The organism is Streptococcus sp. 27098_8_73, assembly GCF_041432495.1.
Taxonomy (GTDB): domain Bacteria; phylum Bacillota; class Bacilli; order Lactobacillales; family Streptococcaceae; genus Streptococcus.
In genome coordinates, this window is record NZ_JAPVZT010000012.1 from 34,839 (window position 1) to 50,757 (window position 15,919).

Consider the following 15,919-nt stretch of genomic DNA (forward strand, 5'->3'; position numbering starts at 1 on the left):
GTTCTTCTCCTATTTTCTCTCCCAGAAAGAGAATAGACAGAGAACTATACACCAATAAAAAAGAGTTGAGCGGATGAAGGATATCAAAAAAGTGCAACAGGGTGCTCGTAACTCCTTGATTAAATATGGATTGCCAGCTAATGAGAAACATCATCAGGAGCAACCAGAGTTTCAACTCACTATAACGAAAGGTCACAATATTACAAATATAACTAAATGCAATTAAAGCAATAATCAGCAATAAAACCATCTGTAAGGAAAAATCTGTCGAAAAGTCCAGAGGAACCCTATAATAAATATAAATCATCAAAGTTAGATGATTAAAAATCGTCAACCACCACAATAAAAGTGAGTTTTTCGAGATCAATTTGACAAACTGTTTCATATGTATCCACTTCCTGAACTACTTTAATATCATTATAACACAATACCAGAATTGTCGGATAGGCAACTCTGGTATTTGACTTAATTTTCAATAATTTGCCAACTTACTCTGTAAGTCACTAGCAGGTAAAGGACAAAGAGTAAAACCGCTACTCCCAGATAGGTGATATCAATAGAAATGCTGGTATTAGCGAAATTCTCAAAATAGCCCAAAAGAGCTGTACTCAAGGCAAGTGCTAGCGGACCTGCGATAACCAGCGGAACCAAGAAATAACTTAGAATCTGTTGCAAAAGAATAGAGCGATTTTGCTTTCTCTTATTCCCAAGAAGGTATAAGATTTGATAATCATTGACACTATCCAAAGAACTTGTAGAAGTTTGAAGTGACAAGATACTGAGGGAAATAATGATAAAAATAACACTGACAAAAATCATGACAAAGACGATGACGCCCATAAATCCAAGATAAATCTCAAAAATTCTTCCTTTCGTTTGATAGGTGAACGGATTCAACTCTGTACCATCACGAGTGAAGTAGTATTTTTCAATCCACTGACTCAAGAATGTTTCTACTTTCCGCTTGTCAATATTTTCTTTGAAATTGGCAACATAGGTCATGTGGTCTTCCGTCAGTCCAATTACTACCTTATCGGGTACAATCAAGGTTCCTGTGTCATTTGTACCTACTGAAGATAAAAAGTAAACTGTTTCAAGTGGCTTGGAAGATGCAAGATTGAGAGAATGACCATTAATCGTGAGGTTTTTGGTCGTTGATAGAAAGTCCTGAATCTGCTTGGCAGTTCCTTTATAGTTGGCATTGACCAGAAATTGGTTATCTGCCAAGTCAACCGCTTTTTTCCCTTGCAGTTTGCGGAGATGATTGTAGGCAGAAATTCCTAAAATCGGTACTTTTGATTCAGGAAGTTCCTTATCATGCGCCCAAAGATTGCTAGTATCAATCAAATCTTTATAGGTTAAATCACTAGAATAGATAGGATAGCTGTACTCCTCTTTGATGAGGTTAAAGTCAAATCCATCTGCTTTCAATCTGTCTTTTACAGATTCCTGAGAAAACTGGAACTCTTGACCACGATAAAGATTGACAGATACGTCATAAGGTGAGTATTTGTTCAGCTCTCGGTTCATAGTCGTATAGGCACTACCACTAAAAACTAGTAAGCTGAGAGCCAGTGTCCAGGTCAAGGATAAGACAGCCAACGTGACCGAATTACTGTCAGCTTGTTTTGAAAATTGACGAATTTTAAAACTGTTTAGTCTGTTATAGTAGGTTTGAGGCAGTTTTCTAAGGGAAAACAAGATAAAATGGCTCAAGGTATTGTAAAATAAAATCACAAAAATCACGAAGACAGATACAAGTAAGATACCCCAGCTTTTCAAGAGTGATAGATGGTGATAGTCTGAAAAATAGAGAGCACCAAAACCGATAACAGCTGTCGAAAGAATAAAGAGAAGTGCTTGAAGAACTGGCTTGCCTTTTGCCAAGACAGATTTCTTGACCCCATTTTCTTGAATGAGTGCAATGATATTTTGCTTTCTAAAGGTAAGAATGTCCATGACACCAACAATAAAACTAGTTACCAAATAGGAATAAACTAGTAAGATGATAGACTTTATATCAAAGAAAACCAAATTACCAAAGTAATTCGCCATGAAAAACTCAGAAGCCACCTTAGCTAGAACAACCAACAAGACCAGCCCAAGCAAGAAACCTAGAATCAAGGAAAAGATATTGACCAGCATGGTTTCAAAGAACAGGGTACGGATAATCTGCTTCTTCTTCATTCCCAGCGTTGCATAAAGTCCCAGCTCTTTCTTGCGCCGTCCCAGGACAAAGTTTGTAGAATAAACGACGAGAAAGGCAATCGCCGATAGAATCAGATAGGAAAGCAAGCCCATGTACTGGCTCATCACCGTCGTTAACATTTCCTTTGCTCCTGATAAACTTTGCATCACTGGATGGCTTGGTAAAGCATTAAAAGCGTAGAGCAAGCTATAAATCAAGGTCAGACTGAAAAAATAGATGGTATAGGTCTGTAAATTTCGAAATACATTTCGTAAAATCAATTTTGGATACATACTCTCCTCCTCCTATCTGGTACGGCTGTAAATCTCTTGCAAATACTGTTCATTAGATAAGCTGTTACGTTCCAAATCATCCATAATCTTTCCATCGCTAAGTAGCACCATCCGTGAAGAGTACTTGGCTGCGGCAGGGTCATGCGTAACCAGTAAAATGGTAATACCAAAACTTTTATTGATTTCCTGCAAAAGTGCCATCAGTTTTTCAGAATTGGCAGAGTCCAAGGCTCCTGTCGGCTCATCTGCGATGATCAGTTTAGAATCATCAATCAAGGCTCTAGCAGTTGCCACACGTTGTCGTTGACCACCTGATAACTGATTAGGAAACTTATCTTTTAAGTTTTGGATGGCCAACTTATCCAAAATTTCCTCAATCTTATCCTGATGTTTTTTGATATTTTTCCCCTGAATTTGAAGAGGTAGAACGATATTTTCATAGACCGTCAAGTTTTCCACCAAGTTGTAAGCTTGGAAAATATAGGAAATGTTTTTAGCACGATAGTCAGCTAGTTCATTTTCCTTGGCATGGATGATGTCAAAATCTTCAAATCGAATCTCACCTGATGTTGGTTTATCAATCGTTGAAATACAGTTGAGGAGTGTCGTTTTTCCACTACCACTGGCCCCCATAATTGCCAGAAATTCACCTTTTTCAACGGACAAGTTCACATCTGATAAAGCATGAACGATATTATCCCCTTGACCAAATGTTTTCGTTAATGCTGTCACGATAAGCTGTTTCATCATTTCATTCCTCCGTTTCTTTTTTACACTCTCATTATACGGTTTCTTTCAAGGTTTGCCATGAGTATTTTGTGCAATATATTTACGCTATAAAAAAAGCCGATACTTTTTAGGTATCGGTCGATATTGATTATTTTCGATTGTTTCTTTTTTTCATAAAGTAAACAATCCCTATGACAATAACTCCTAAGACCACTACAGGTGCATAGAAGTCTAGTGTTCCAATAATTCCTTCCATTTTATCCTCCTCTCAAAGAATGGAGGTAGTTTTATCCACAGCGCACGTTTGGCGAAGTACATTCATAAGAATATGTAAACCACCAACCACAGCGACCCTGTACTGTTAATCTAACAGCCGTACGCCACCCTGCAGCAGATTTACCATTCAACTCTTGGCTATTAATTTCATAATCCAAAGAATCAATCTCAAAGTTGTCTTGTTTCATTTGTATTTCTCCTTGTAAATATAACACTAAATCAAAGTGTTGTCAATGTTTTGTAATAAAATACTAGAATTTACCTTTTGTTTTATCTAACAACGAACATTATTTGTCGTACACTCATAGGAACAGGTGAAACACAATCCACAGCGACCTGCTAGTGTCATTTTAAAAGCTGTGTACCACCAGCCAGATCCTGAGGTACCATTGAGTTCCTGATTGTCAATTTCAAATTCAAGCGTATCAATCTCAGTATTTACTTTTTTACTTTTCATAATTTTACTCCGTAAATTTCTTTCGTTCCGTTTATATTTTCCATAAACCTTGTATATAGTCCTTCAGTCTACTCTCAAACCAAAGGACTATAACAAGTTTCAAATTGAAAAATGAATCCTATAGAAACAAATCTACATCAAACTTTTTAGTAGTGAGAAAAACTAGCCACACTTCACATTATTTGATGTACATTCATAAGATCCTGTAAACCAACGTCCACAACGTCCTGCTAATGTAAGTTGAACAGCTGTAAACCAACCAGAACCTGATTTACCAGAAAGCTCTTGGTTTTTTACTTCAAAATCAAGTGTATCAATTTCTTTATGATTGTTATTTTTTCTCATTTTCTTCTACTCCTACTCACTATGGTTTAAACCTAGTTCTATACTCTCCAAAGAAAATGAAAATTTAAGTAAAAGAATCATTAAAAACAGTTTAATTTCTACAAAGTTATATTAACTTAAAATTTCATTTTCAAATTGATGAGTATCGAAATCTAGGCTATCCGCATTTCACATTGTTCGTTGTGCATTCGAAAGAGCCTGTGAACCAGCGTCCACAACGTCCCGCCAATGTAAGTTGAACAGCTGTAAACCAACCAGAACCTGATTTACCGGAAAGTTCTTGGTTTTCAACCTCGAAACTTAGTGAATCAATCTCTGGACGACTTGTATTTTTAGGCATAAGGTTACCTCCTTCCTTCTTTTAGATGATCATCTTTACAGTAACTAGTATAAACTCTAGTATTGGCTAAGTAATGAGTAAATCGTGCAAGTTTCTTATTTTCGAGAAAAATTTTTATAGTGCCCAATTAAAAAGTAGCTGAACAATCTCTTGCTCAGCTACTTTTTAATCTTCTTGTCCAACTAATGATTTTCAAAACACCACATACAAGCAAGGCTAGATTAAATACCACATAAAATCCTGTAAAACTGATCAGACCATTCTGGGATAAATCTTCCATATAAAGGGTCGGTTCAGTAAAGAACAGATAAATTCCATAGACCTCTATGAAAATAAGAAAACTGACAAAACCAATAAGGAAAAGTCCACTTGCAATAAGAAAGAGTCTCCATAAAAGAATGAGAATTCCTCCTACTGCTAAAAAAATTACTGGGATAAGGAGTAAATCTTTCATGACTTTCTCCTTTCTAGTCAATCAACTGACGATAATGGGTGGCAAGAGAATAATCAAACTCTTCTAATTTTTGAACTAAGGCCAAATACTCCTCTTTCTCATAATCTTCAAAGTCCTCGCCTCGATGATTCTGAAGAGCGATTTCCAATTGACTAGTGAGTTCTTGTTTAGAAAAACTGTAATCCCCTGTCACTTCCTCATAATGTTCCTTTAGCTCCTTGTAGGCTTGGTATTCTTCAGGTGTTTGAAATCCCTGTACCAAGGCCTCTTCCAATTGATAATAGGTATCTTCCATCATAATCGTCACCTCGTTTCTTTCTATCTTTATTTTACCGCGCTTTTCTTTTATTGTCCGCTATTTATATATATTTTTTAATCCAATTCAAAAGAAAGTTGTTCTTGCTTTTCTTTTTCGTGGAATTGTCTTAAGGCCTGATCAATAATATCTAAATCCGTTTCTGTTTCAATCAATGGCGCGAGTACATTGTATTCGGCCTTTTTAGTTTGATAATCCTCTTCCTTTGGAAAATTTTTCTCAATTTCAACTTTAGCAGTAGTCCATTTATCCTTTAATTCATCCAATAAGTTCTGAGTTTTCACTTGGTCCTCTTTAATGTGATCAATCGTATGTTGGAGCCTTTGAATTGTCCCCAAAGGAGAATACAAATCTAAACTGACAGAATACAGATTTTCTCCTACAATCTTAACAGAGAAAGTTTCAGGAAGAGGTTGATTTGTTGGAAGACTAAGCATTTTAATGTCAAATCCTCGATAACTGGCTAGGGTACGAAATTCTTTGCTGTCTGATTGATTATGACGGATAAGACGGTGTAGGGATTCCCCTGCTTCAGCTCGTTGATCAAAAAATTGCTTGCCTACTGCCATAGAAAATGCTTGGTCTTTCGACATTTCAGACTGTTGAATGTCGCCTTCATACTTGCTTAATCGTTTCTCAAGAATGGGCATATTTTCTTCACAGTAGGAGATTGTATGACGATAGTGATCTTTGCTGCGTTGAAAGGCGCGTCTTTGATTTTCTAATAGGGTTAGATCATTCTCTAGTTCCATCTTATATTTGAGATAAGGATTACCTGTTGCTAGTGCCTTAAAATCAGAAGCTGTCATGGTCTGCTCATCAATGTCTTCTGCAGCACGAATCGGCTCCTTAGAAGTCATAATCTGCTTAATATAACGGAGTTTGTTCTCCTGAGTTGCCCATAGATAATTATCAAATGAACCTTTTGTAATGTAGTGGTAAATATCCACTTCCTTGTTTTCATTTCCCTGTCGGATAATACGTCCATTGCGTTGCTGAATGTCACTTGGTCTCCACGGTACATCCAGGTGATGAACTGCTTTCATCTTGCTCTGAACATTTAAACCTGTTCCTCCTTTTTCAGTTGAGGCAAGGAGAATCCGCACCTCTCCTGCATTAACCTTTCGAGATAAACTATTCTTCTTTTCATCACTATTGGCATCATGTACAAAGGCAATTTCTTTACTAGGGATTCCTCTATCAACTAATAAAGCCTTCATTTCAGAATAAACATCAAAGCCATTATCTTTTTTCTTAGGTGTGCCAATATCTGAAAAAATCATCTGAGTAGCCTTATTTTCCATTCCTTCACGATAAATTCTCTCAACATTATCCACTACCTGAAGCAGTTTATGATTGTCTGCTAGACTATAACTAGAGTCCAATAAACGCATATCAATTGCTAGTTTTCGTGCCTCACCCGTAATTTTTAACATGTTATCCTGGCTCGGATCAACTGTTCCACATTTGACCGCATCTGACCTCATAACCAATTCTTCTAAATAGAGTTTCTGATTTTCAGTTAACTCACTCTCAATAGGAATAATATGGGCTTCTGGGACAGGTAAATCCAACATATCTTGTGTTTGAATGTCGGCTGTTTCTTTATAGATTTTCATCAACTCAGGAAGATTGACAAATTTTTTAAATCGCTTCTTAGGTTGGTACTTATCCCCTGTAGGAGCTAATTCCATAGAGTTTTGAATTTCTCCAAAAGCACCTACCCAAGAGTCAAAATAATCAACTTGATAGCGTTTTAAGATATCTGGTTGAATGTAGTTCATCATAGTGTAGAGCTCACTAATAGAATTGGAAACTGGTGTTCCTGTCGCAAAGACAATGTTTTTAAAATCATGTTCTTCCTGAATCTGTCGAACCTTCATTTCCATATCCACATTCTTCTTAGACGTTGTATTGGTAATCCCTGCTACATTTCCAAGTCCAGTAATCGGACGTATATTTTTAAAGTGATGTGCTTCATCCACAAAAAGAAAATCAATTCCTAAGTTTTCAAAATCAATAAAGCTATCACGATTGAAGCGTTGGAGTTCTTCCAATTGTCTCTCTAAACCACTAATTGATTGTTCCGCTTCTTTAACGGTATACTTATTTTCAGAATGTGTTTTAATCTCTCGTAGTTCATTGAGTTTATCCTCAATATAGTTCATCTGTCTTTCCTTACTGACAGGGATTTTTTCAAATTGAGAATCCCCAATGACAATGGCATCGTAATCTCCTGTAATAATACGTGACACAAATTGTTTTCTTCTCGCCTTCACAAAATCTTTCTTAGTGGTCACAAAGACCTTTTTAGTAGGGAAAAATTTCATGATTTCTTGACCAAATTGAGCAGACAAACTAGAGGGCACTACATACAAGGGCTTATGAACCATCCCCAACTCCCTTAATTTAAACCCAGCACCAAGCATGGTCAAGGTCTTTCCTGAACCTACCTCGTGAGCTAATAAGGCTCTTTTTTCTTCTACGATTCTTTGAATGGCATTCTCTTGGTGAGGACGAAGACTAATGTTTTGAGCCAAGCCATCAATAACTAAATGGCTACCGTCATACTCTCGACTAACCGTTCGATTATAAAGACGATTGTAGCTTTCCTCAATGATTTGTTGGACTTCTGGATACCGTGAGACAAATTCTTGAAAGAGCTCTTGTAAATGCTGCTCTTTTGCTCTTAGAACAGAGGTTTTTTCCAAATCTGTGATAGTCTTTTTCTTTTCCCCTTCCGTAACAGTCATAGTAATCGTCGGTTGGTTCGAATTAAGTAAATTCTCAAAGATCTTTCTTCCTGTATCATAACGTGACCCACTAACTCCAAGACTACTATCTTTGGCACTTGGATATTGATAAGCAAATGATGTCCTTAAGTGAACCTGGCCATCGACAGGATTCACTTCAATGACTTGTTCAACATCTGGCGAAGACAATTCAAATTCATGATTGGTAAAACATTCAAAGGCAAATTTACCATAAACGGATTGAGGAATCCAACGTGAGCCTATATTAAACTCAATATCTGCCAGATGAATCCGTGGAGGACGGACAGATTCTAACAAATCTAAAGCATGGCTCCAATCACATTCTTGATTGTTTTCCTCTACTAACAGTTGAACTACTTCTATCTTATTGAGAATGTCTCCTGATAAAAACTGGTTCTTAGAAAGATATTTTCTTTCTCCTCTTAAATAGCTTTCTGGATCCATTAAAACCTGATCCCCTAACTCATCTAAAATAGCTGCTTGGCTATGTTCAGGGTAAATTGATACCATATAGTCTAAATCAACCCCTCTACCATCCGATAAACTGGAGTTTAAGGCATCTAAAGCCGTTGATACTCTTGTAATCACTCTCTCGGGCCTAACCAATGCTTTCTCAAAGGCTAAAGATTTTTTATATTTTACTTTCTGACTTTTAGAATCAATGTATTCATCTTCTAAACTAGCTAGTAAGGAATACTTATCGTCACTATCAAATAAGTTCCGATTAACGGAGGCATTCAAGTATCCAAATTGACTTACAAAATGGTCATAGTCACGATTGAGTTTACTAAGTAATACCTGAAAATCAGACCGACTATAATCTGGATGGCGTTGAATTTCAATTAAGGCCTGATAGGTCTCTCTTAGATCAACCATTCCCCTAATGCGACTAATGTCCTTATCCGATAAGGGACTTTCATAAAAGACAGTTTTTTTGAACAGTCCCTTATATTTCCCTCTTTTGCTCGCTTCTTCTGACTTGTATACATCTAGTGCTTCCTCATCTGTCAAATGAAGTTGCACGAATCGATCTATTTTATGTTCAGACAAAGAACTGTCCCAGGCTTTAAATTCTCCCTTCTCGTCTACATAATAACTAATTTCGTCTACTTTTGAACTTTTCCGAATGCCATGCGTATCTCGATAATAAATTTGATTTCCCTCATATCCAAAAGAATAGAGCGCTAAGTCCTCACGTATACGACTTGGGATAGAATTATCCACTTCTTCTTGGATAAATACAGGTGCTTTCAAAGAATTGTCAATTTGTTTATGTGCTTCCACATTCTCTAATGCTTTCATTATATCAGTAGATAATGTTTCTGATACCCCCTTAACATTGAGGGTTCCTCCATTAAAATTACGTACCTCATATTCACCCAAAACTTGTGTATTGTATTTCCCATCAAAATAAGGATTGATCCAGACACGCTTATCCTCCTCAAATGGAATAGAGCCACTAAAAACAAGTTCCTCCTCATTAAGATTCTTTGCTTGATCCTTTTGAAAGAAGAGGAGGTCTGTGGTTACTCGAGTACCCGCAATCTTTTTAAAAGCCGTATCCGGCAAACGTACTCCCCCTAAAAAATGAGTGTTGGTTTTAATCTCTTGTAAGACATTATCTGTCCGCTTATCCATTGTCCCGATAGATGAGATGATCGACACTTGTCCTCCGTCTCTTACTAAATCAAGTGAGTGTTTGACAAAGTAATCATGAATCATATAAGGTTTATCATAGTTTTTATCGGCAATGCGAAAATTTCCAAAGGGAACATTCGTTAAGACTAAATCAAAACTATTATTTTGATAGGGAACTTCCTCAAATCCTCGCACTTCAATATGGGTATTGGGGTGGAGTTGTTTTGCGATTGCGCCTGTCACACTGTCTAATTCAACCCCATAGAGTTCTGATTTCTCTCGTATACTTCTAGGCATAGCTGCAAAAAAATTTCCAGTCCCCATAGAAGGATCTAGTATCCTTCCTCCTTCAAAACCATCATCCAGTAATTTTTGCCAAATCTGGCGAATAATCATTGGGTCTGTATAATAGGCTGTGAGGGAACTTTGTTTCATGGTGGAGTATTCTGACTTACTTACTAAACTCTTGAGAGTTAAACGCTCTGATTCATACTTTGGATTGAGTTCATCAAAAAATTCATTGGCAAGACCACCCCATCCAACATACTTGGCTAGTAGTTCTTGTTCTTCTGGACTTGCTTGTCGTCCCTCTTTTTCTAATCTTTTAACAAGATCAATTGCGGCGATATTCGTTTCAATTTTTTCTCGATTTGTCTTAGGGTAAAAGTCCTCTAAATCATCTGGAAAAACAAAATCTTGAACGGGGACATCCGTCTCTTCCATATCTGAAATAAGCGTTTCTGTTTCCTTATCCTTATCTTTTTCCTTTTCCTTTTCATTTTCATTTTCATTTTCTTCTTCCAGATAGGAAAACAAATCTATTTCCTGACTTTCACTTGATGAATCAATCTCAATCTCTGAATCTTCTTTTTCAAGTTCTACGAAAGACAATACTTGTTCAATCTCTTCCAAACTGTTCAAGTATAAGATAGGATTCTCTTCAAATAACTGGTTGGAATCATTGAATAACTCTAATCGAACTAAGTCATTTAAGTGTGCATTTTCAATCGAAACCAACTGAAATACTTGTCCTTTATAACTTACTTGTGAACCGATTGGATATTCCCTCAAAGCTTCTTCTACAATTTTATCGACATTAGAAAAGGAGTTAGTTTCTTCCGTTTCCTGCTCAATATCACTTGAAGGAGATAAAACTTCCTCTACTTGATTAGACTTTTCGCTTTTAGCTTTTACTTCATCAAAATGAGTAATTATCTTCAGCTTTTGTGTCAGTGGGAGTTGTGTGTAGTTTTCTTCATGATGGACAAGATCCGTAACGGTATCTAAAGTAGCCATCAATTCTGAACCTAAATAGGCTAGAACATCTCCCTCTTTTTCTTCAAAATGAATCTCAAGAACCTCCTTTTTTAGTTCTTTGGAATCAACAATTAGAAGAAACTCCTCTATATCTCTACTAATGCGGTCAGATAGATTATTCGCAACCCGATAGACATTGACTAAATTGACATCCTGATTCTGATGAAATACAAGCTCACTCAATGGTGTTAGCTTCTCTTTTTCAGATTGGATGTAAAATCGAGTGAAAAGATTATAGGTTGCGACTTCTAGCACCAAGTTTTTCTCAAAATTACTTAATTGAGATAATCTACTTAGACCTGCTTGTCCAAAATTTCTTGTGTAACTTTCTAAATCTTGGTCATTATTTTCAGAACTGGCCTCTAGGAAAGAAATAATATCTTGATGAAACGAATAGACATGAGCTATCTCTTCTATCTTGCCCTCTTCAGTCAAAAAACTCTCTACCAAATCCTGCCATTTCTTATCAAAATGTTGCGCTTGATAACGAAGAAATAAGTCCATTTTCTCTCTATCTTTTGGAATTGTTCCACGAAACATAGCCAATAATTGTATTACTTCCATACTCGCTCCTTTCATCTATACGAAAATAGGAGAATCACATGATTCCCCTACAACTCTATCTCCATTTCAACCTCTTGAGGACTGGTTTCTAAATCACTAGATAAAAGAGAAACGGCATCCGTTCTCATGTAGTAAGTATATAAGTCTTCTAGGTCTTGTTGGTTTTCAATCCCTGTTTCAATACTAATCAGAGCCTGTATAAATTCCTTGTAGTGACTCTCCATCATATCTGAAATCTTTTGTTTCATTTCCATAAATACTGAGGACGGTTCAGTGATACTTGTTTGGCCTATGTCTTGTAAATCCTTTTTTAAGGGATTGGTTCCTTCTTCTATTTCCACTAAATCTGAACATCCATCACCATCAGAATCTGCGCTAAGAGGATTGGTTCCTAGCGCCAATTCTTGAGCATCAGTTAATCCATCTTGATCCGAATCACGTTGATAAATGGCTTCCATATACTTCCTTCTTTCCTAGTTAATCTTTTTTCACTCCAATCCTACCAAATAATCCTTGAAAGAAGTATCACAACAAAAAAAGAGAACGAGCCAAAACTGCGTTCTCCTTAAAATGATAAAAATATATTTTATGCCACAAAAGATATGTAAACTAATCTTTTAAATAATAAAAAAGTTCCGACGTTTGTAAATGTTTTGAGTAAATGGAAATTACTTTTTGACCTTTTGGAAATACTGTCTTTCTCTTCAAATCTAATAAAGACTGAGGAACAATTTTCCTAGATGTCTCTTTCAATGTTAATGCTAATATCTGTTTTCTTGTACGTAGAGCATAATCAAACTCCAAATACAAATAACGTCCTGAACCAGTTAGATGAACATGCTTTCCCAATAACTCCTCAATGGATCCTAAAACTTGTAACTTTTGCATCGTGGTTCCATCTTTTTTTATTTTCAACTCATCAATTATGACATGTCTTTTTAAACAATCGTCAAAGAAACTGCCTGCACCTTTTCTGTAATCAACACCACATAGGTGCATGAAATTAGTAGGTGAAAAATGAAGTTCAACACTTTCTATTTCAGTTTCATAATACATGATTTTGCCAACGAAGTGCTCTTTAAAAAAAGAAGCCGCAATTTGTAACTGAGTAAAAAAACGCTGAAGTTTTATTTTTTCGGTGTAATTTGGATTACGATAATCTCTAGAATTTGCCATATTTTCCTCACAAAAAAGGTGGTTTACAGAGTCTGTAAGCCACCTAGTCAGTCGGTTTATTCTGGTGTCTGCCACCGCTTGGCCCTTACGTCCAAGATTGCTATCGGATTTCGTTCTGGTGTCCGCCACCGCTTGGCCCTTATGTCCAAGATTACTATCAGATTGACCATGAGCCGACCACTCATCTACACTATTTATTTTACCTGAAAATGGCTAAAATTTCAAGTGTAAACTCTTCTATTTCGTAGTATAGGCAAAACTAATGGCGCTATCTGCTTGCGAGATTTTTCTAAAGGTATAGTTAGGATTGCCACCATAGTTTGTCTCAGACACAAGGAAAGAACCATCATCATATACTTTCTCGACAAAAGCCACATGACCGTAGATGGCTGGTGTGCCATGTGTACCTCCCACAAAAGAAACAATGGCACCTGCTCTTGGTGTAGAGCCAGTTTCCCCACCAAGACTTGAAGCTGTCGCAACCCAGTCCTGACCATTTCCCATGGTATTAATGATTGAAATCTTCTCTCCATTACTTCCTTTTAATTTTAAGCCTAATTGATTCATACGAGCCGCAACACCCCATGTACATTGTCCATAGGCATAGGCCATACCATCTCCACCACCAGGAACAGAATGCTCATACAAGTCCCCACGAACCCCTTCAAGGGATTGCGGGTCACTTTTTGCCTGTCCTCCATTTGTTTGGCTAAAGCCTTTTTCAATTTGGTAATACCATTCCGTTGCTCTGGTTTGTCTTTCCAGTAGTTTGTCACCAGAATTTCCCTCCCAATAGGTAAGGAAGAGTTGGGCCAGATTGGCTGCACTGCCCGTATTTCCAAAGAAATCCTTTAACCAACTTTGATAGTAAGGACTATCCCCGTGAAGCATAAAATCAAGTTGGAGGTCTAAATCATACCACTTCTTATTTTGGGTGCGTGCATAATTCAATAAAGCTGTATGACGTGTTGAACCATCTGCAGTATCCGTCCATTGCCCTAAACCCAAACCTCTATGAAGGATATTAGGATAAGCACCACTATAAATGGCTGGACCTCCAATTGCTAACCAGGTTTCATCATCCCATGAGGAATCGGTAGCGCCAACAGGAGGAGATAAATAATCTCCTTCAGCTCGTTTTGGATTAATAGAAGACTCTACAGACCAATTTCCTAAAATTGCCGCAATGGCTTGGGGACTTGCCCCTTGAGATTTTAAAAACTCATAAATATGTTTTGCTCGTTCAAACTCATCCCCACCAAACTGACCAATGGCAGGTAAGATAGTTGTCTGAAGTTGAATGACTTTTGGAAAATAAAATTGCGGATTGACATACACCAATTTTTCTTTCTTGTTTTTATACTTTTGATAAGAAACTTTCAAACCTGTATCGTCTGGTGTTTCACCAATAATATCACCCGTTAGGACTCTTCTCCCCTCAATCGCACGGCCATTATGAATAGAATACAAGGTCAATCGACTCTCATTCTCTCCTTTTCCGTTAGTGAGAATAACATTGTCGCCATCTAGAGATACAACTCCATCCATTGGTGCGACAATCGTTTGGTGAGCCTTCGCTTCTAGTAGAATGTACTCCTGAAGGGTAGGTTTTCCGTCTAAATCATAGTATCCATAACGATAAGTCATGGTTAGACTATCTTCGTTGCTTTTCCCCTCAAATGGATTGTCCAATTCCTGCATGGAAGCATACATACCCTCTTCTTTTAGTTCCTTTATTTCCTCTTGATCGTCTTTCGAGAGTTTATACTTAGGAGTTTCATAGAGGTCTTGCATGGATTTCAAATCTTCTCCATCGTTTAAATCATGCCACAAAGTAGATAGATAATCCTTGTAAGTTTCTGAACTAAACAAATGAACTGGTTTGTGTAACTCATAGTCATGGAATTTAAAGTTCATATACCCCATCACATCATCAATTTTTGTGTAATAGGTAATTCCTTTGTCATTTGTGCGAGTATGTTCTGCATCTTCCCAAGTTAGGTGGGTATAAGCTTTTGTTAATTCAAATTCATCTTGTTGAATCAAACTAGCAGATGAAAATCCTAAAAAGAAGCTCATTATAAGTAAAAGAAGAAAGACTATTCCTCCAACTATCCAGGTTACAGGATTTCCAGCCGCAAATGTAAAGAAGGAAAAGGCTGCTTTTAGTTTTTGATAGATATTTCGGACACTTGTAAGACCTTGTTTCTTTAATTTTCGAAACCGATTTTTAAAGGAACTTGGGTTATCTTTCGCTAGTTTCCATCCTTTTCCATCCTTAAAATGATGGTATCGCTCTTTTGTGTTGGTAAGTCTTTTCTTGGTAAAACGACCTGTTTCTTGTCCTGTTTTGACACTAGCTTTTCCAAGGTTATAAGAAAGCCGACTGTAGCGTTTTCCTTTTCTAATGGTCTCTTGTAGCGTGCGATAACCTTCTAAATCTTCATTTTCTGAAGCTAACTCTCCACCTTCACGGCCAAGGACATAAAGAAAAGTTTTGGCTTTCCTACTGACTTTTTTGGACTTATAGGCTTGTTTAGTAGATTTTAGATTCTCTTTTGCGGCCTTTACTTCTTTCTTAGATTTTAATTCTTCTAAACTCTTCCCTTGAAAGAAAAAATTAGATTTATGTTTCAATTCCTGACCGTAGAGAAATTTTTGATTGGTTTTTCTTTCTTTACGACTCTCTTTTCTTTCTTCTTTTGCTTGTACCTTGGCTTCTCTAAATTGCTCCTTGGCTATTTTCAATCGTTTCCTAGCATGAGGCAACCGTCTGTCTCTTAATTCTTTGCGATTCAAAAGAGATGGAGGACTATTTTGAAGAATATGGTTGTAGTCTTCATTTGCTTGTTTTACTCTCTCCTTTGAAGCTTCTCTCATCTCCTCTAGCTTCTGCTTCATCTCTTTTTTCCATGCTTTTTCATCCAGTACAGCGGAATCTTTTTTCTGTTTCTTCACCTCCTTCTTTCCTTGTTTCAAGAATTTCTTCTCATCTTTTAGACTTCTTCTAAATGCCTTTCGTGCACGTATGATTTCTCTTTTATCCTTCATT

13 protein-coding genes are annotated in these 15,919 nt (G+C 36.9%); 1 reads left to right on the forward strand and 12 read right to left on the reverse strand.

Annotated elements, in window-relative coordinates:
* Positions 1-465: 465 nt before the first annotated feature.
* From O3651_RS08465 to O3651_RS08515, 11 genes are all read right to left on the reverse strand, one after another.
* A complete protein-coding gene (locus O3651_RS08465; protein ID WP_084972558.1) occupies positions 466-2,481 on the reverse strand; it encodes an FtsX-like permease family protein in 2,016 nt (671 codons plus the stop codon).
* Positions 2,482-2,493: 12 nt separating this feature from the next.
* The gene (locus tag O3651_RS08470; RefSeq protein ID WP_084972629.1) at positions 2,494-3,228 is read right to left on the reverse strand and encodes an ABC transporter ATP-binding protein; all 735 of its coding nucleotides are present in this window, start codon (positions 3,226-3,228) and stop codon (positions 2,494-2,496) included.
* 269 nt (positions 3,229-3,497) lie between these two features.
* Positions 3,498-3,674 carry a salivaricin M family lantibiotic gene (gene slmA, locus O3651_RS08475; RefSeq protein WP_025172692.1) on the reverse strand — a complete coding sequence of 59 codons (177 nt, stop codon included), beginning with the start codon at positions 3,672-3,674 and terminating at the stop codon, positions 3,498-3,500.
* An 86-nt stretch (positions 3,675-3,760) separates the two neighbouring features.
* On the reverse strand, positions 3,761-3,943 hold the full coding sequence (gene slmA, locus O3651_RS08480; RefSeq protein ID WP_023396278.1) for a salivaricin M family lantibiotic: 183 nt from the start codon (positions 3,941-3,943) through the stop codon (positions 3,761-3,763).
* Between the two features lie 162 nt (positions 3,944-4,105).
* Positions 4,106-4,288, reverse strand: coding sequence for a salivaricin M family lantibiotic (gene slmA / locus O3651_RS08485; RefSeq protein ID WP_016397470.1), 183 nt, complete (start codon positions 4,286-4,288; stop codon positions 4,106-4,108).
* Positions 4,289-4,445: 157 nt separating this feature from the next.
* Positions 4,446-4,628 (reverse strand): salivaricin M family lantibiotic, encoded by a 183-nt coding sequence (gene slmA / locus O3651_RS08490; protein ID WP_016397469.1) that lies wholly within the window; start codon positions 4,626-4,628, stop codon positions 4,446-4,448.
* A 154-nt stretch (positions 4,629-4,782) separates the two neighbouring features.
* Positions 4,783-5,082 (reverse strand): DUF5966 family protein, encoded by a 300-nt coding sequence (locus tag O3651_RS08495; RefSeq protein WP_048791728.1) that lies wholly within the window; start codon positions 5,080-5,082, stop codon positions 4,783-4,785.
* Between the two features lie 13 nt (positions 5,083-5,095).
* On the reverse strand, positions 5,096-5,380 hold the full coding sequence (locus tag O3651_RS08500; RefSeq protein ID WP_084972559.1) for a DUF5962 family protein: 285 nt from the start codon (positions 5,378-5,380) through the stop codon (positions 5,096-5,098).
* A gap of 74 nt (positions 5,381-5,454) precedes the next feature.
* Positions 5,455-11,691 (reverse strand): DEAD/DEAH box helicase family protein, encoded by a 6,237-nt coding sequence (locus O3651_RS08505; RefSeq protein ID WP_180364038.1) that lies wholly within the window; start codon positions 11,689-11,691, stop codon positions 5,455-5,457.
* Positions 11,692-11,738: 47 nt separating this feature from the next.
* Entirely contained in the window at positions 11,739-12,149 is a 411-nt protein-coding gene (locus tag O3651_RS08510) for a thrombospondin type 3 repeat-containing protein (RefSeq protein WP_084972561.1), read from the reverse strand.
* Between the two features lie 151 nt (positions 12,150-12,300).
* On the reverse strand, positions 12,301-12,867 hold the full coding sequence (locus O3651_RS08515) for a PBECR4 domain-containing protein (RefSeq protein WP_084972630.1): 567 nt from the start codon (positions 12,865-12,867) through the stop codon (positions 12,301-12,303).
* An 18-nt stretch (positions 12,868-12,885) separates the two neighbouring features.
* Here O3651_RS08515 and O3651_RS08520 point away from each other — a divergent pair, with 18 nt between their 5' ends.
* Positions 12,886-13,074 carry a hypothetical protein gene (locus tag O3651_RS08520; RefSeq protein ID WP_071788347.1) on the forward strand — a complete coding sequence of 63 codons (189 nt, stop codon included), beginning with the start codon at positions 12,886-12,888 and terminating at the stop codon, positions 13,072-13,074.
* A 30-nt stretch (positions 13,075-13,104) separates the two neighbouring features.
* Here O3651_RS08520 and O3651_RS08525 read toward each other — a convergent pair whose 3' ends face one another.
* Positions 13,105-15,918, reverse strand: coding sequence for a phage tail tip lysozyme (locus O3651_RS08525; protein WP_084972562.1), 2,814 nt, complete (start codon positions 15,916-15,918; stop codon positions 13,105-13,107).
* Position 15,919 lies beyond the last annotated feature (1 nt).